This is a genomic window from Micromonospora sp. NPDC047187 (genome assembly GCF_040643355.1).
GTDB classification, from domain to species: Bacteria; Actinomycetota; Actinomycetes; order Mycobacteriales; family Micromonosporaceae; genus Micromonospora; species Micromonospora salmantinae.
The window spans coordinates 209,252-225,280 of record NZ_JBEYUF010000009.1 but is presented as its reverse complement, the minus strand read 5'-3'; the positions used below and the strand labels follow the sequence as shown (position 1 = coordinate 225,280).

Here is a 16,029-nt window from a genome sequence, read left to right as displayed (position 1 = left end):
ATCGGATGAACGCCGGCAGGCGAGACCGCTAGCGACGCCCGGCGCAGACCGTGCGAGGCTGCCGGACCAGGCCGGCGACGGCGCCGACACGCACCACCGGAGGTCGAGGATGCGCATCGAAACCCGCTACAACGGGCCCGCCGGTTCCGGCAACGGCGGCTGGAGCGCGGGGATCTTCGCCGCCGAGGCGGGCGGCAGCGAGCCGGTCGAGGTGACGCTGCGCCGGCCACCACCGCTGGAGACCGAGCTGACTCTGGCCGACGGCGAGGTCCGGGACCCGGCCGGCGAACTGGTGGCCGAGGTGCGCCCGGCCGGGGTGCTCGATGCCGTCGTACCCCCGGTCGACCTGGAGACGGCGGTGGCCGCCGCGGCCCGCTACCCCGGCCTGGTCGAGCATCCGTTCCCCAGCTGTTATGTCTGCGGGCCGCAGCGGGCCGACGGGCTGCGGATCTTCCCCGGCCGGCTGCCCGACGGCCGGACCGCCGCGCCGTTCCGCGCGCCCGAACAGGTCAGCGCGGCCACGGTCTGGGCCGCGCTGGACTGCCCCGGCGGTTGGGCGGTGCTCGCGCCGGGCCGCCCGTACCTGCTGGGGCGGATCGCCGCAGTGGTCGCGGCGCTGCCCGGGCCGGGCGACGAGTGCGTGGTGACCGGGGCGTTGCTGCGCGTCGAAGGGCGCAAGGCGCTCGTGCACACCAGCCTGTACGGCCCGGACGGGTCGTTGCTCGGCGCGGCGCGGGCAACCTGGATCGCCCGCTGAACCCCTGCCGTAGTCCGCAGGGATGAGTCGCCTCCACCCCGCGACGGAGGCAAACGTACCGACCGCGCCTGATTGACCTTGTTGCCACGGGCCGTCACGCTGTGCCACGGCGTACCTCGACGCCACACACGGGAGGAGAACGATGACTGACGGGCAGCGAAGCCCCACCAGCGACGGTCAGATCGTGGTGTCCGGTCTGACGAAGCAGTACAAGAACGTCCGGGCGGTGAACAACCTGTCCTTCACCGTGGCGCCGGGACGGGTGACTGGCTTCCTCGGCCCGAACGGCGCAGGCAAGACCACCACGCTGCGCATGCTGCTGAATCTGGTCACGCCGACCGCCGGCACGGCCACCATCAGCGGCCAGCGGTACGTCGACCTCGCCAACCCGCTGCGGCAGGTCGGCGCGGTGCTGGAGGCGTCCAGCGCGCACAAGGGCCGCACCGGTATCAACCACCTTCGGGTCATCTGCGCGGCGGCCGGGCTGCCCAAGCAGCGGGCCGACGAGGCGTTGGCCCTGGTCGGGCTCACCCCGGCGGCGAAGCGCAAGTTCAAGGGTTACTCGCTGGGCATGAAGCAGCGGCTCGGCATCGCCGCCGCGATGCTCGGTGACCCCCGCGTGCTGATCCTCGACGAGCCGGCCAACGGGCTGGACCCGGAGGGCATCCGGTGGATGCGTGGGTTCCTCAAGAACCTCGCCCACGAGGGTCGTACGGTGCTGGTCTCCAGCCACCTGCTGTCGGAGATGCAGCTCCTCGCCGACGACGTGGTGATCATCGCGGCCGGGCAGTTGGTCCGGCAGGGACCGGTCGACCAGGTGCTCGGGTCGATGGCCCAGGGCGCCCGGGTCCGGGTCCGCACCCCGCAGGCCGAGGCGTTGACCGCCGCCCTCAAGGCGCAGTCGGCGACCATCGAGACCGACGAGCAGGGTGTGCTGCTGGTCGGCGGGGTGGACGCCCCGACGATCGGCCGGTCCGCCCTCGCGGCCGGGGTCGAGCTGCACGAACTGACCACCGAACGGCCCGATCTGGAACGGGTCTTCCTGGAGCTGACGGCCGGAAAGGCGGGCATCCGATGAACCTGGTCCGATCCGAGCTACTCAAGATCCGTACCACCAGCACCTGGTGGTGGCTGGCCCTCGGCGCGTTCCTCTCGATCGCCCTGGCGTTCGCGATCAACGCGTGGTTGGCCGTCACGACGCTCGGCGGCGACGCCGAGGAAATCGGCGTCAGCGCCGAGCAGGCCACCGCGCCGGCGCAGGCGGCGAACCTCTACACCTCGGGCCAGTACCTCGGGCTGATGTTCGTGATGCTCATCGGCATCCTGATGGTCACCAACGAGTTCTTCCACCAGACCGCGACCACGACGTTCCTGACGACTCCCCGGCGAACGTCGGTCATCGTCAGCAAGCTCGTCGCCGCCAGCCTGCTCGGCTTCATGTTCTGGCTGGCGACCACGCTCATCGACCTGGCCGCCGGCGCGATCTTCCTGGCCGCCAACGACTACGGCACTCAGCTCGGTGAGTGGCCGGTGCAGCGGGCGCTGTTGTTCAACCTGCTGGCCTACGCGATCTGGACGATCCTCGGGGTGGGCATCGGCACGCTGATCACCAACCAGCTCGGTGCGGTGATCACGGCGGCGGTGCTCTATCTGATCGGCACCCAGGTGGTGGGTCTGCTGTTCCTGCTCCTGTCGAACGTGCTCGACAGCCAGGCGGTGCTCAAGTGGCAGGTGATCTGGCCCGCTGTGGCATCCCAGGTCATGATCACGGAGGGCACCTCGGAGTTCACCCCGTCCTGGTGGGTCGGGGCCCTGGTGCTGATCGGCTACGCGCTGGTCAGCGGAATCGCCGGAGTCCTGCTCACCCGGCGGCGCGACATCGCCTGATGGCGTCTGCGACTCCGGGGCGGCGACGACAGGCTGACCGCCCCGGGGTCGGGCCTCACCATCGGTGACCGGCCGCGCGAGGGCCGGGGTGTTACCAGCTCGACACGGTGCGCGCAGGCGTTGCTGAACTTCTGGCATCTTCTGTGAAACCGGCCACGGGACCGAGGCGGAAATGCCTGCGGGATCGGTACGGCGTAGCCTGGGAGCCGTCTAGTCCGTGCTCCTAATCGGGCGCGACGGACCCACCGCGTGCCACACAAACCCGCGTGAAAGAGGCGATTACCGGCCGTGTCGACCCAGCAGACTTCGCAGGAGAACCCACTGGCGGGTTTCGGCCCGAATGAGTGGATCGTCGAGGAGATGTACCAGCGCTACCTCGCCGACCCATCGAGCGTCGATTCGGCCTGGCACGACTTCTTCGCCGACTACCGGCCGGCACCGGGAGCGGGCACCCCGCGCGGCGCCGAATCGTCGGACAAGCCGGCCGCCGCCCCGGAGCCGGACGGTCAGCCGGAGGCGGCCGCCACTGTCGCCCAGCCGAGCACCGCGGCCAAGCCGGCGACCGCGAGCAAGCCGGCCGCCGCCCAGCCGGCGCCGGCCAAGCCCGCCGCCGCGGCCACGCCGAAGGCCACACCCGAGAAGGCCGCTGCGGCCAAGCCGGCCGCCAAGGCCGCCGCGCCGAGTGCCGACGGCCCGCAGACCACGCCGTTGCGGGGCGTCGCGGCGAAGATCGTCCAGAACATGGACGCCTCGCTGAGCGTGCCCACCGCGACCAGCGTGCGCGCGGTCCCGGCCAAGCTGCTGGTGGACAACCGCATCGTGATCAACAACCACCTCGCCCGCGGGCGGGGCGGCAAGGTCAGCTTCACCCACCTGGTCGGCTATGCGATGGTTCGCGCGCTGGTCCAGCACCCCGAGATGAACAACTCCTTCGCCGAGGCCAACGGCAAGCCGGCGGTGCTCCGCCCGGCACACGTCAACCTCGGCATCGCGATCGACCTCGCCAAGCCGGACGGCAGCCGCAACCTGGTGGTCCCCTCCATCAAGGGCTGCGAGCAGATGGACTTCCGGCAGTTCTGGCAGGCGTACGAGGACGTGGTCCGACGGGCGCGGCGCAACGAGCTGACCATGGAGGACTACTCCGGCACCACGATCTCGCTGACCAACCCGGGCGGCATCGGCACCGTGCACTCGATGCCGCGGCTCATGCAGGGGCAGAGCGCGATCATCGGCGTCGGCGCGATGGAGTACCCGGCCCCCTACCAGGGGATGTCCGAGGCCACCCTGGCCGAGCTGGCGGTCAGCAAGATCATCACGCTGACCAGCACGTACGACCACCGGATCATCCAGGGCGCGCAGTCCGGCGAGTTCCTCAAGGTGATGCACGAGCTGATCCTGGGCGAGCACGGCTTCTACGACCAGATCTTCACCGCGCTGCGCATCCCGTACGAGCCGGTGCGCTGGATGCGCGATGTCGCTGTCAACTCCGAGGGTCAGATCAACAAGACCGCCCGGGTGCACGAGCTGATCCACGCGTACCGGGTGCGCGGTCACCTGATGGCCGACACCGACCCACTGGAATTCAAGATCCGCAAGCACCCCGACCTGGATGTCCTCCAGCACGGGCTCACCCTGTGGGACCTGGACCGCGAGTTCCCGGTCAACGGCTTCGCCGGCCGGCAGCGGATGAAGCTGCGCGAGATCCTCGGCGTGCTGCGCGACTCGTACTGCCGCCGGGTCGGCATCGAGTACATGCACATCCAGGACCCGGAGGAGCGGCGCTGGGTCCAGGAACGGATCGAGCGCAAGTACGAGAAGCCGTCCGCCGACGAGCAGAAGCACGTGCTCAACCGGCTCAACGCCGCCGAGGCGTTCGAGACCTTCCTCCAGACGAAGTACGTCGGCCAGAAGCGCTTCTCGCTGGAGGGCGGCGAGTCGTTGATTCCGCTGCTCGGTGAGGTGCTGGAGTCCTCCGCCGAGAACGGGCTGGACGAGGTCGTCATCGGCATGGCCCACCGGGGTCGGCTCAACGTGCTGGCCAACATCGTCGGCAAGCCGTACGAGAAGATCTTCTCGGAGTTCGAGGGTCACCTGGACCCGCGCTCGACGCAGGGCTCCGGCGACGTGAAGTACCACCTGGGTCAGAACGGCAAATTCACCACCCCCGACGGCGAGCACGCGGTCAAGGTGTCGGTGGTGGCCAACCCGTCGCACCTGGAGGCCGTCGACCCGGTGCTGGAGGGCATCGTCCGGGCCAAGCAGGACCGGATCGACCTCAAGCTGGAGGGCTACACAGTGCTGCCGCTGGCGGTGCACGGTGACGCCGCCTTCGCCGGGCAGGGCGTGGTCGCCGAGACGCTCAACCTGTCCCAGCTGCGCGGCTACCGCACCGGCGGCACCGTGCACGTCGTGGTGAACAACCAGGTCGGCTTCACCACCGCCCCTGAGTACAGCCGGTCCAGCCTCTACAGCACCGACGTGGCCCGGATGATCCAGGCGCCGATCTTCCACGTCAACGGCGACGACCCGGAGGCCGTGGTCCGGGTGGCCCGGCTGGCCTTCGAGTACCGGCAGACGTTCAACAAGGACGTCGTGATCGACATGGTCTGCTACCGCCGGCGCGGGCACAACGAGGGCGACGACCCCTCGATGTCCAACCCCCAGATGTACAAGATCATTGACTCGAAGCGCTCGGTCCGCAAGCTCTACACCGAGGAGCTGATCGGCCGCGGTGACATCACCGTGGAGGACGCGGAGGAGTTGCTGCGCGACTACCAGGCGCAGCTGGAGAAGGTCTTCAAGGCCACCCGCGACGCCGCCTCGGCACCGCGCCAGCTCAACCGGCCGCGCCGCGAGGAGGAGCCGGAGCCGCAGGTCGACACCGCCACCGACGCGTCGGTGGTCAAGGCCATCGGCGAGGCACACATCAACCTGCCGGAGGGCTTCACCCCGCACAAGCGGATCCAGCAGTTGCTGGACCGGCGGGCCAAGATGTCCGTCGAGGGCAACATCGACTGGGGCTTCGGCGAGATCATCGCGCTCGGGGCGCTGCTGCACGACGGGGTCACCGTCCGGCTCGCCGGGCAGGACTCTCGTCGCGGCACGTTCGTCCAGCGGCACGCCTCGGTGGTCGACTCCCGCACCGGCGACGACTACCTGCCGCTGAAGTCGCTCACCGGCGACGGCGACCGCTCCCGGTTCTTCGTGCACGACTCGCTGCTCAGCGAGTACGCGGCGATGGGCTTCGAGTACGGCTACTCGGTGGAGAACATCAACGCCCTCGTCGCCTGGGAGGCCCAGTTCGGCGACTTCGTCAACGGCGCCCAGTCGGTGATCGACGAGTTCATCTCGTCCGGTGAGGTGAAGTGGGGCCAGCGCTCCGCCATCACCCTGCTGCTGCCGCACGGCCACGAGGGTCAGGGCCCGGACCACACCTCCGGCCGGCCGGAGCGGTTCCTGCAGATGTGCGCCGAGGACAACATGCGGGTGTCCATCCCGACGACCCCGGCGAACTACTTCCACCTGCTGCGCCGCCAGGCCCTGTCACCCAAGCGCAAGCCGCTTGTGGTGTTCACGCCGAAGTCGCTGCTACGGCACAAGCTCTGCGTCTCGTCGGTGGAGGACTTCACCACCGGCACCTTCCAGCCGGTGCTGCGTGACACGGCCGCCCCGGCGCCGGAGGCGGTGAAGCGGGTGCTGCTCTGCTCCGGCAAGGTCTACTACGACCTGTTCCAGGCCCGGCAGGAGCGCGGCGTCACCGACACCGCGATCCTCCGGCTGGAGCAGCTGTACCCGCTGCCGGTGGAGGAGATCCGGGCCGCCCTCGGGCAGTTCCCGAACGCCGAGGACTTCGCCTGGGTGCAGGAGGAGCCGGCCAACCAGGGTGGCTGGTCGTTCGTCGCGCTCAACCTGCTGGAGCACCTCACTGACGTTCGGCTGCGGCGGATCTCCCGCCCGGCCGCGGCCGCCCCGGCGGTCGGCTCGGCCAAGACCCACGAGGTCGAGCAGAACGCGCTGATCGAGGCGGCTCTTCCCCGCCCGTGACCTGACCTGAGCACGGAAGCCGGGGCAGGGCCGTTCCACACGGTCCTGCCCCGCTCCGTCGGTCCACCCGCCATCTCATCCGCCCGGCCCGAGCCGGGCCGAGCACAAGGACGTACCCATGTACTTCACCGACCGTGGCATCGAGGAGCTGGTCGAGCGCCGGGGCGACGAGCAGGTGACCTTGGAGTGGCTCGGCGAGCGCCTGCGCGACTTCGTCGACCTCAACCCCGACTTCGAAACCCCCATCGAACGCCTGGCAACCTACCTGGCACGCCTGGACGACCCCGACGACGAAGACGCCTAACCCCATCCCCCACCCCACCCCCACCCCCACCCCCGGCGTTGATCATGAAGTTGTCCGCGCGTGTCGTCGGCGTGCCGGGCGATAACTCCATGATCACCGGGGCGGGGGCGTGGGCGGGTCGGGGGGCGGGGGGCCCGCAGGGGCGGGGGTTTGGTGCGCAGGGGCGGACGGCCCGGGTGGGGGACCTCGCGATCTTCTAGGGTGGGGCTGTGGCCCGAAGTGTGTATCTGACGAGCGTGGGGTCCGGCGGGGGCAAGTCGACGATTGCCCTCGGGTTGGCGGAGTTGCTGTCCCGCCAGGTCGGGCGGATCGGCGTGTTCCGGCCGTTGGTGGCCGACACCGGCCAGGACCCGATCCTCGCCCTGCTGAGCGAGCGCTACCGGGTCGAGATGCCGCTGTCCGAACTGGCCGGGGCGAGCTACGCCGAGGCTTCGGCGCTGGTCGCCGACGGCCGACGGGAACAGCTCATCTCCGCGATCGTCGAGCGCTACCGGGCGGTGGAGCGGCAGTGCCCGGCGGTGGTAGTGGTGGGCAGTGACTTCGACGAGCCGGGCGACCCGGCCCACCCCCGGGAGCTGGCCTTCAACGCCCGGCTGGCCACGGAGTTCGGCAGCGTGGTGGTGCCGGTAGTGGACGGCTTCGGGCAGGAGCCGGCGGCCGTCGCGTCGGCGATGCGGGGGGCGTACCACGACCTGGCCGACCTCGGCGCGACGGTGCTCGCGGTGATCGCCAACCGGGTGACCGGGCCGATGACGCTGCCCGACCTGCCGGTCCCCGCGTACGCCATCCCGGAGGTGCCGAGCGTGTCCGCGCCGACGGTGGCCGAGGTGGCGGCGGCGCTCGGCGCCACCCTGCTGGCCGGGGACGACGCCGCGCTCGGTCGCGACGTGCTGGACTTCGTGGTCGGTGCGGCGCACGTGCCGACCCTGCTGGGCCACCTCACCGAGGGCGCCCTGGTGATCACCCCTGGGGACCGGGCCGACCTGCTCGTCGCCGCGAGCGCCGCGCACGTGGCCGGGCAGGTGTCGGTGGCCGGGCTGGTGCTCACCCTCGGCGAGCAGCCCGACCCCAGGGTCATGCGGTTGGTGGAGGGGCTCAACACCGGGTTGGCGGTGCTCTCCGTGCGTCTCGACAGCTACGACACGGTCGCCGCGTCCAGTCGCATCGAGGGCCGGCCCAGCGCGTCCAATCCCCGCAAGGTGGAGGCCGCGCTCGGCGCGTTCGAGCGCTGTGTGGACACCGACGACCTGGCCCGTCGACTGCGGGTCAGCCGGTCGGCACGGGTCACCCCACTGATGTTCGAGAACGAGCTGATCGATCGTGCCCGCTCGAAGCCCCGGCACGTGGTGTTGCCGGAGGGCACCGACGAGCGGATCCTGCGCGCGGCGGAGATCCTGCTACGGCGTGGGGTGGCCGAGCTGACGGTGCTTGGCCGGCCGGACGACATCGCCCGACGCACTCGGGAGCTGGGCATCGACCTCGGCGACGTGCGGGTGGTCGACCCGGGTGCCAGCGAGTGGCGCGACGACTTCGCCGCCGAGTACGCCCGGCTGCGCGCCCACCGGGGCGTCACCGCCGAGTTGGCGCACGACATCGTGGCGCAGCCCAACTACTTCGGCACGCTGATGGTGGCCACCGGCCGCGCCGACGGCATGGTCTCCGGCGCCACGCACACCACCGCCGCGACCATCCGGCCGGCGTTCGAGATCATCCGTACGCTGCCGGACGTCTCGGTGGCCTCCAGCGTCTTCTTCATGCTGCTCGCCGACCGGGTGCTGGTCTACGGCGACTGCGCTGTCAACCGCGACCCGGACGCGGCCCAGCTCGCCGACATCGCGATCTCGTCGGCCGACACCGCCGCCCGGTTCGGCATCGAACCCCGGGTGGCCATGCTGTCGTACTCGACCGGCAGCTCCGGCGCGGGCGCCGACGTGGAGAAGGTCGCCGCGGCCACCGCGCTGGTCCGGGAGCGCCGGCCCGACCTGCTGGTCGAGGGGCCCATCCAGTACGACGCGGCGATTGACCCGGCGGTGGCGGCCACGAAGCTGCCCGACAGCCCCGTCGCCGGGCACGCCACTGTCTTCATCTTCCCGGACCTGAACACCGGCAACAACACGTACAAGGCGGTGCAGCGCTCGGCCGGGGCGGTCGCCGTCGGCCCGGTCATGCAGGGCCTGCGGCGGCCGGTGAACGACCTGTCGCGGGGCGCCACGGTGCCGGACATCGTCAACACCGTGGCGATCACCGCCATCCAGGCGGCCACCGAGGAGGCGTCGTGAGTCGGGTACTGGTGCTCAACTGCGGGTCGTCGTCGGTGAAGTGGCGCCGCTACGACGGTGACCGGGCACTCGACCACGGCACCGTCGAGCGGATCGGTGAGCCCGGTGGCGGCCCGGCGGACCACGCCGAGGCGGTCCGGCAGATCCTGGACGGGCTGGACCTGGCCGGGCTGACGGCGGTCGGACACCGGGTGGTGCACGGTGGCCGGACGTTCAGCGCGCCGGTACTTGTCGACGACGCCGTGCTGGCCGCGATCAAGGATCTGGTGCCGCTCGCCCCACTGCACAACCCGGCCAACCTGGCCGGCATCGAGGTGGCCCGCGCGGCGCTGCCGGACGTCCCGCAGGTCGCCGTCTTCGACACCGCGTTCCACCACACCCTGTCGGAGGCCGCCGCGACGTACGCGATCGACCGGGAAACCGCCGAACGGTACGACATCCGCCGGTACGGCTTCCACGGCACGTCGCACGCGTACGTGTCCCGGCGCACCGCCGAGCTGCTGGGCCGCCCGTACGAGCAGATCAACGCGATCACCCTGCACCTTGGCAACGGGGCCAGCGCCTGCGCGGTGGCGGACGGTCGCAGCGTCGCCACCTCGATGGGCATGTCCCCGTTGCAGGGGCTGGTGATGGGCACCCGCAGCGGCGACGTGGACCCGACCGTGATCTTCCACCTGCGCCGGGAGGGCGGGCTGTCGGTGGACGACATCGACGACCTGCTCAACCACCGCAGCGGCCTGCTCGGGCTGACCGGAGTCAACGACATGCGCGAGGTGCTCGAACGCCGAGCCGCTGGTGACCGGGCGGCGGCGTTGGCCTTCGACGTGTACTGCCGGCGCATCACCGAGTACGTCGGGGCGTACTACGCGCTGCTCGGTCGGGTCGACGCGATCGCCTTCACCGCCGGGGTCGGCGAGCACGCCGCGCCGGTGCGGGCCGCCGCGCTGGGCGGCCTGGGCCGGCTCGGCATCACAGTGGACGACGCCCGCAACAACGGCGAGGGCGACCGGTTGATCTCTCCCGACGGCGCCGAGGTGAGCGTCTGCGTCATCCGCACCGACGAGGAGCGGGAAATCGCCCGGCAGACCCGGGACGTGGTCGGGGCGGCCTGACGCCACTGAGGCGCGCACCCCCGGGAGGCCCGAGGGTGCGCGAGTCGGTGGAGCCCGTTCGGTGCCGGAGCCAGCCAGGCGACTCGATCAGCCGGTCGCCAGCCAGGCCACGAGTGCCACCAGCACCACGACGACCACTGCCGCACCGATGATGAGCGGCAGGCGGGACGGGGCCTCCGTCGACGCCGCAGTCTCCGGCGTCTGGTTGAAGGCGCGGAACGCCTCGGTGTTGCCGCTGGGGTCCGTGTAGTTCTCAGGCATGTCGGTGACCCTAGCGAAGCTGGCCACGCGGCACCGTCCCCGGCCCGCGGCGTCCCAGGGCTGGACCCGGCCGGCGGAGGGGACCCGACCGGGTGGCGGGTGCACCCGAGCCGGACGGCGGGGCCGCTACGCCTGCCCGGGCACCTACCGCGGAACGATGGGGCGGGCCGGCTGATGGCCGTACTGGTGACAGCGCTGCTGGCCGGTTGTGCCCCGGCCACGGCGGTGGCCGGCGGGGCCACCGGGCCGGTGTCGGCGCGTCGGTCGCCCGAGGGGTCGTACGCCGTCGGCGTGCGTACCAATCCCAACGCCGCCTTCCCTCCGCGCCCGCTGGCCGACACCGCACGACGGCGACGCCCGCTCGCCGAACGTGCCGCCTGACACCGGGCGCGCGGCGCTGGGTGAGTCGACGGGCACACCGCGTCGAAGTCCACCGGGCACGTCAGCGGGGCAAGGCACAATCGGATTCATGCCACGTCGCCTCACCCCCGCCCTGCTGGCCAGCGCCGTGCTCATGGCCGGTCTGGTCGGCTGCTCGGCGGACGCCAGGAAGACCGAGGGTCAGCAGGCGCCCGTCGAACCACCACCCGCCGCCACGCCGACACCGCAGGTCCCCGCCGGCAAGGCGCCGCAGCGCGCCTTCGCGGTCGGCGTACGCCAGCTCAAGCTGAACCGGGATGGCCGGGCGCTGCCGACGACGCTCTGGTACCCGGCGGCCGGGCAGTCCGGCGGCGCGGCCAAGCGGGCGGCGACGGCGGTGGAGGGCCGGTTCCCGGTGGTGATGTTCAGTCACGGCCTGGGTGGGCGACCGGACGACTACGCCACGCTGCTGACCCGCTGGGCGGCTGCGGGTTTCGTGGTGGCCGCGCCGACGTTCCCGCACACCTCGCGGGGCGCGGACAACAACGTCCTCGACGTGCTCAACCAGCCCGCCGACGTGTCGTACGCGTTGGACCAGGTGCTGGCGTTGGACGGCAAGGCCGGCGACGCGTTGCGCGGCCGGTTGGACGGCGAGCGGGTGGCCGCGGCCGGGCACTCCGCGGGCGGGGTGACCACCATCGGCCTGTTCACAGCGAGCCGGGACGAGCGGCTGGACGCGGGTGTGGTGTTCGCGGGCACGGCGCTCGGCGTGGGCACCGCGTTCGCCGGTGCGGCCGCACCGCAGCTGTTCGTGCACGGCGAGTTGGACGAGGTGGTCGAGTACGCGGCGGGCAGGGCCGCGTACGACAAGGTGCCCTGGCCGAAGGCGATGCTGAGCCTGCCCAAGGGCGACCACGGGCGGGCGTTGCTCAGCGACGGCGCGACGTTGCGGGTCGTCTCCGACACGTCTGTTGAGTTCCTGCGCTGGTCGCTCTACGGCGACGCCGACGCCAGGAAGCGCATCCCCACCGACGCGACGCGCGGCGACATCGCCACCTTCGACGACCACCTCTGAGGCCCGCCCGCGCCGTGCGCCTTCGCCGCTCCGGCCGCCGCAAGATCGTGCAGTGACCAGGAAGTAGTGGCCTCCCACGACGCGGAGGCCACTACTTCCATGATGTTGCGCGATCTAGCGGCGTGGGGCCCAGGCCCGGCGGCGCGGCGCGGCGATGCAGCGCGCGGTGCGCGTCAGGCGGTGTGGTCGATGACGACCTTGCCGAAGGCGTCGCCGGAGTGCAGTCGGGCGAAGGCGTCCTCGACCCGGCTGAACGGGATGACGCTGTCCACCACCGGGCGCACCTCGTTGTCCGAGCAGAACGCCAGCAGCTCGTACAGCTCGCCGGGCGTGCCCATCGAGGTGCCCAGGATCTCCAGCTGCATGGCGAAGACCCGGCGCAGGTTGACCGACGGCTCGTGCCCGGCGGTCGCGCCGGAGACCACGATCCGGGCCATCGGCGCGGCCGACTTCAGCGAGTGGTCGAAGGTGGCCGCGCCGACCGTCTCGATCACCACGTCCACCCGCTCCGGCAGCCGGGCACCGGGCTCCACGGCGATGGCGCCGAGGGCCGAGATCCGGTCCCGCTTGACGGCGTCGCGGCTGGTCGCGTACACCCGCTTGCCCATCGCGACGGCGAGCGCGACGGCCGCGGTGGCCACGCCGCCGCCCGCACCCTGGACCAGCACGCTGTCGGCGTCCGCGACGCGGCCCTTGGTGGTCAGCATCCGCCACGCGGTCAGCCAGGCCGTGGGCAGGCACGCCGCGTCGGTAGCCGCCATGCCGTCGGGCAGCGGGATCAGATTCGACCGGGGTACGGCCACCCGCTCGGCGAGCGTCCCGGCAAAGTGCTCGGAGAGGATGGAAACCCCGCGCGGGTCACCCGGCGTGACGACCACCGGGTACACGACCACCGGGCGCCCCTCCGGGTCCAGCCCGACCGCGTCGCAGCCGAGGATCATCGGCAGCTGGGCCTCGGTGAGACCCACCCCACGCAGCGACCAGAGGTCGTGGTGGTTGAGCGAGGTGGCCCGCAACTGCACGGTCACCCAGTCGTCGGCCGGAGGGGTCGGCTCGGGCCGCTCGCCGACGGTGAGCGCGGCGAGCGGATCGGCGTCGTCGAAACGGGAGGCAAAGGCAGCACGCATGATCGGCACGGTAACAAGCTGAGCGCTCGTTAAGAAGCCGTGCGCGCAGGCCGACGGCGCAGCGCGCCGCCGGCCGACGCGTGCGCCTAGCGACGGGCGACGCCGTCGCGGCGGGCGGCTTCGGCGACCGCCTCGGCCACGGCCGGCGCGACGCGCGGGTCGAGCGGGGACGGAACGATCGCGTCGGCGGTCAGGGACTCGGCCACCACACCCGCGATGGCGTCCGCGGCGGCGACCTTCATCGCCTCGGTGATCCGGGTGGCACCGGCGTCCAGCGCGCCGCGGAACACACCGGGGAACGCCAGCACGTTGTTGATCTGGTTGGGGTAGTCGCTGCGCCCGGTGGCGACCACCGCGACGTGCCGGGCGGCCACCTCGGGGTGCACCTCGGGGGTCGGGTTCGCCAGCGCGAACACGATCCCGCCGGGTGCCATCCCGGCCACCGCGGCCTCGGGGATCTGCCCGCCGGAGACCCCGACCAGCACGTCCGCGTCGCGCAACGCCTCGGTGATGTCGCCCTGGCGGCCGTCGGCGTTGGTGCTCGCCGCCAGCTCGGCCTTGGTGCCGGTCAGCTCGGTGCGGTGCCGGCCGATGATCCCCTTGGAGTCACAGACCACCACCTGGTCGGGGTTGACGCCCCCGGCGATCAGCATCTTCGTCACGGCCACGCCGGCCGCGCCCGCGCCGCTCACCGCCACCCGCAGGTCACCGAGCTTGCGGTCGAGCAACATCGCGGCGTTGCGCAGCGCGGCAAGCACCACGATGGCGGTGCCGTGCTGGTCGTCGTGGAAGACCGGGATGTCCAGCGCCTCGTCGAGCCGACGCTCGATCTCGAAGCAACGCGGCGCGCTGATGTCCTCCAGGTTGATCCCACCGAACGAGGGCGCCAGCGCCCGCACCACCGCGACGATCTCGTCCACGTCCTGGGTGTCCAGGCACACCGGCACCGCGTCCACCCCGGCGAACTGCTTGAACAGCACCGCCTTGCCCTCCATCACCGGCAGCGCGGCCCGGGGACCGATGTTGCCCAGCCCGAGCACCGCCGAGCCGTCGGTGACCACCGCGACCGTGTGCGACACCCAGGTGTAGTCGTCCACCAGGGCCGGGTCGGCGGCGATCGCCTCACACACCCGGGCCACCCCCGGGGTGTACGCCAGGGAGAGGTCCTCCCGGCTGGTGAGCGGCACGGTCGAGGTGACGGCCATCTTGCCGCCCCGGTGCAGTAGGAAGACGGGATCAGCGGGGTCCACGGTGGACGAAGACATGGTGGTGACTCCAGGATCTGTCGAGCAGATGTGAGGCGGCCGGCCCCGCCGCAAGGTGGGCGGCGAGCGGTGGCACGCGGTGCGGGGGGTCACCCGGGCACTTTCCGAGCATAGTGTCGGCACCACCCCTCGGATGTGAGCAGGGTCATAACTGACGACGAGGCACCCGTCCGGGGCGCGGCCAGTAGCGGGCCACCACCCGTCCTCGTACGTCGGCCACCCCGTACGCCCGGGAGTCATCGGTGATCAGGTCATTGTCGCCACGCAGCCACCAGCCGCCGTCCTGCGGCCGGACCGCACGCTTCACCACCAGCAGATCGGGCCGGGTCCGGAAGACCGCGACCACCACGTCGCCGGCGCGGATCGGGCGGCCACCGGGACGAACCAGCACCGCGTCACCGTGCCGCAGGGTCGGCGCCATGGACGGGCCGGTCACCAGAACGGCGGTCAGCGGCCCGCGCAACCGCGGCACCTCAGCCGGGTGATCGGCGGCCACTGGTTTCACCTCCACCCCGTTCGGGGAGCATTCCCAGGAGTAATGTCGCCTTTGATCATCGCAAACTTCCCATGGAGGATCCCGATGCGACTTCCGCGCATCCTTGCGCCCCGCGTCACCGCGAGCGCTCACTGCGACCTGCCGTGCGGTGTCTACGACCCGGCTCAGGCCCGGATCGAGGCCGAATCGGTCAAAATGATCTGCGAGAAGTACCAGGCGAACACCGACCCGGAGTTCCGCACCCGCGCCGTCATCATCAAGGAGCAGCGCGCCGAGCTGGTCAAGCACCACCTCTGGGTGCTGTGGACGGACTACTTCAAGCCGCCGCACTTCGAGAAGTACCCGAACCTGCACAGCCTGTTCAACGAGGCCACCAAGCTCGCCGGCGCCGGTGGCGTCAAGGGCAGCCTCGACCCGGCCACCGCCGACAAGCTGCTCGCGAAGATCGACGAGATCTCGAAGATCTTCTGGGAGACCAAGAAGGCGTGACCTCCCCGGTCATCCCGACGATCCGGCCGGCACGTCCCGAGGACGTGCCGGCCGTCGTCGCCATGGTGCACGAGTTGGCCGAGTACGAGCGTGCCGCGGAGCAGTGCCACCTCACCACCGAGCAACTGACCTCGGCGCTATTTGCGAGTGCTCCAGGTCGCGGCGTGGCGTCGGACGCGCCGAGCTGGAGCAGTCGTCCGTCCGCTCCGGCGCTCTTCGGTCACGTCGCGGTGGACGCGCACGACGAGCCGGTCGGCTTCGCGCTGTGGTTCCTCAACTTCTCCACCTGGGCCGGCGTGCACGGCATCCACCTGGAGGACCTCTACGTCCGGCCGGCCGCCCGGGGCACCGGAGCCGGTCGGCTGCTGCTCGCCGCGCTGGCCGACATCTGCGTACGACGCGGCTACCAGCGGCTGGAGTGGTGGATGATCGACTGGAATCCGGCCGCCGGCTTCTACGCCTCGATCGGCGCCGAACAGATGAGCGAGTGGGTTCCCTACCGACTCAGCGGCCCCGCGCTCCGCGAGTTGGCCGAGCACGCCACCACCGCCGGCACGCGTACGGACGACTGAC

15 protein-coding genes are annotated in these 16,029 nt (G+C 71.4%); 11 read left to right on the top strand and 4 right to left on the bottom strand.

What is annotated here, in order from left to right:
- Positions 1–109 precede the first annotated feature (109 nt).
- The 7 genes from ABZ794_RS17715 (at position 110) to ABZ794_RS17685 (ending at position 10,383) form a co-directional block, all read left to right on the top strand.
- On the top strand, positions 110–757 hold the full coding sequence (locus ABZ794_RS17715) for a hypothetical protein (protein ID WP_238688485.1): 648 nt from the start codon (positions 110–112) through the stop codon (positions 755–757).
- A gap of 142 nt (positions 758–899) precedes the next feature.
- Positions 900–1,835 (top strand): ATP-binding cassette domain-containing protein, encoded by a 936-nt coding sequence (locus ABZ794_RS17710; protein WP_210785386.1) that lies wholly within the window; start codon positions 900–902, stop codon positions 1,833–1,835.
- Entirely contained in the window at positions 1,832–2,644 is an 813-nt protein-coding gene (locus ABZ794_RS17705; RefSeq protein ID WP_357516293.1) for an ABC transporter permease, read from the top strand. Before ABZ794_RS17710 ends, ABZ794_RS17705 begins: the two co-directional genes overlap by 4 nt.
- A gap of 288 nt (positions 2,645–2,932) precedes the next feature.
- Positions 2,933–6,688 carry a multifunctional oxoglutarate decarboxylase/oxoglutarate dehydrogenase thiamine pyrophosphate-binding subunit/dihydrolipoyllysine-residue succinyltransferase subunit gene (locus tag ABZ794_RS17700; RefSeq protein ID WP_357516291.1) on the top strand — a complete coding sequence of 1,252 codons (3,756 nt, stop codon included), beginning with the start codon at positions 2,933–2,935 and terminating at the stop codon, positions 6,686–6,688.
- Positions 6,689–6,806: 118 nt separating this feature from the next.
- Positions 6,807–6,992 carry a DUF6104 family protein gene (locus ABZ794_RS17695; protein WP_007464679.1) on the top strand — a complete coding sequence of 62 codons (186 nt, stop codon included), beginning with the start codon at positions 6,807–6,809 and terminating at the stop codon, positions 6,990–6,992.
- Between the two features lie 209 nt (positions 6,993–7,201).
- The gene (gene pta / locus ABZ794_RS17690) at positions 7,202–9,271 is read left to right on the top strand and encodes a phosphate acetyltransferase (protein WP_357516288.1); all 2,070 of its coding nucleotides are present in this window, start codon (positions 7,202–7,204) and stop codon (positions 9,269–9,271) included.
- Complete coding sequence (locus tag ABZ794_RS17685; protein ID WP_210784596.1) at positions 9,268–10,383, top strand: acetate kinase; 1,116 nt, start codon at positions 9,268–9,270, stop codon at positions 10,381–10,383. Before pta ends, ABZ794_RS17685 begins: the two co-directional genes overlap by 4 nt.
- An 87-nt stretch (positions 10,384–10,470) precedes the next feature.
- Here the strand turns inward: ABZ794_RS17685 and ABZ794_RS17680 are convergent, their stop codons facing one another.
- Positions 10,471–10,644, bottom strand: a complete 174-nt coding sequence (locus ABZ794_RS17680; RefSeq protein ID WP_210784597.1) for a hypothetical protein — start codon at positions 10,642–10,644, stop codon at positions 10,471–10,473.
- A gap of 174 nt (positions 10,645–10,818) precedes the next feature.
- Here ABZ794_RS17680 and ABZ794_RS17675 point away from each other — a divergent pair, with 174 nt between their 5' ends.
- Positions 10,819–11,025 carry a hypothetical protein gene (locus ABZ794_RS17675; protein ID WP_357516286.1) on the top strand — a complete coding sequence of 69 codons (207 nt, stop codon included), beginning with the start codon at positions 10,819–10,821 and terminating at the stop codon, positions 11,023–11,025.
- An 88-nt stretch (positions 11,026–11,113) separates the two neighbouring features.
- On the top strand, positions 11,114–12,079 hold the full coding sequence (locus tag ABZ794_RS17670) for a dienelactone hydrolase family protein (RefSeq protein WP_210784599.1): 966 nt from the start codon (positions 11,114–11,116) through the stop codon (positions 12,077–12,079).
- A 173-nt stretch (positions 12,080–12,252) separates the two neighbouring features.
- On the opposite strand, the gene ABZ794_RS17665 is transcribed toward ABZ794_RS17670, so the two are convergent.
- The 3 genes from ABZ794_RS17665 to ABZ794_RS17655 form a co-directional block, all read right to left on the bottom strand.
- On the bottom strand, positions 12,253–13,215 hold the full coding sequence (locus ABZ794_RS17665; protein WP_112583659.1) for a zinc-binding dehydrogenase: 963 nt from the start codon (positions 13,213–13,215) through the stop codon (positions 12,253–12,255).
- Positions 13,216–13,292: 77 nt separating this feature from the next.
- A complete protein-coding gene (locus tag ABZ794_RS17660; RefSeq protein ID WP_210784600.1) occupies positions 13,293–14,471 on the bottom strand; it encodes an NADP-dependent malic enzyme in 1,179 nt (392 codons plus the stop codon).
- A gap of 145 nt (positions 14,472–14,616) precedes the next feature.
- Entirely contained in the window at positions 14,617–14,967 is a 351-nt protein-coding gene (locus ABZ794_RS17655; protein ID WP_238687480.1) for a S24/S26 family peptidase, read from the bottom strand.
- Positions 14,968–15,051: 84 nt separating this feature from the next.
- Here ABZ794_RS17655 and sodN point away from each other — a divergent pair, with 84 nt between their 5' ends.
- Both sodN and ABZ794_RS17645 read left to right on the top strand, forming a co-directional pair.
- Entirely contained in the window at positions 15,052–15,456 is a 405-nt protein-coding gene (gene sodN, locus ABZ794_RS17650) for a superoxide dismutase, Ni (protein WP_088987805.1), read from the top strand.
- Positions 15,453–16,028 carry a GNAT family N-acetyltransferase gene (locus ABZ794_RS17645; RefSeq protein ID WP_210784601.1) on the top strand — a complete coding sequence of 192 codons (576 nt, stop codon included), beginning with the start codon at positions 15,453–15,455 and terminating at the stop codon, positions 16,026–16,028. The genes sodN and ABZ794_RS17645 overlap by 4 nt, the downstream gene beginning before the upstream one ends.
- Position 16,029: the final 1 nt, after the last annotated feature.

Bases quoted from the DNA above. Each gene is read 5' to 3' on its own strand.
- ABZ794_RS17715 (WP_238688485.1), top strand. From the start codon at position 110: ATGCGCATCGAAACCCGCTACAACGGGCCCGCCGGTTCCGGCAACGGC.
- ABZ794_RS17710 (WP_210785386.1), top strand. From the start codon at position 900: ATGACTGACGGGCAGCGAAGCCCCACCAGCGACGGTCAGATCGTGGTG.
- ABZ794_RS17705 (WP_357516293.1), top strand. From the start codon at position 1,832: ATGAACCTGGTCCGATCCGAGCTACTCAAGATCCGTACCACCAGCACC.
- ABZ794_RS17695 (WP_007464679.1), top strand. From the start codon at position 6,807: ATGTACTTCACCGACCGTGGCATCGAGGAGCTGGTCGAGCGCCGGGGC.
- ABZ794_RS17680 (WP_210784597.1), bottom strand. From the start codon at position 10,644: ATGCCTGAGAACTACACGGACCCCAGCGGCAACACCGAGGCGTTCCGC.
- ABZ794_RS17675 (WP_357516286.1), top strand. From the start codon at position 10,819: ATGGCCGTACTGGTGACAGCGCTGCTGGCCGGTTGTGCCCCGGCCACG.
- ABZ794_RS17670 (WP_210784599.1), top strand. From the start codon at position 11,114: ATGCCACGTCGCCTCACCCCCGCCCTGCTGGCCAGCGCCGTGCTCATG.
- ABZ794_RS17660 (WP_210784600.1), bottom strand. From the start codon at position 14,471: ATGTCTTCGTCCACCGTGGACCCCGCTGATCCCGTCTTCCTACTGCAC.
- sodN (WP_088987805.1), top strand. From the start codon at position 15,052: ATGCGACTTCCGCGCATCCTTGCGCCCCGCGTCACCGCGAGCGCTCAC.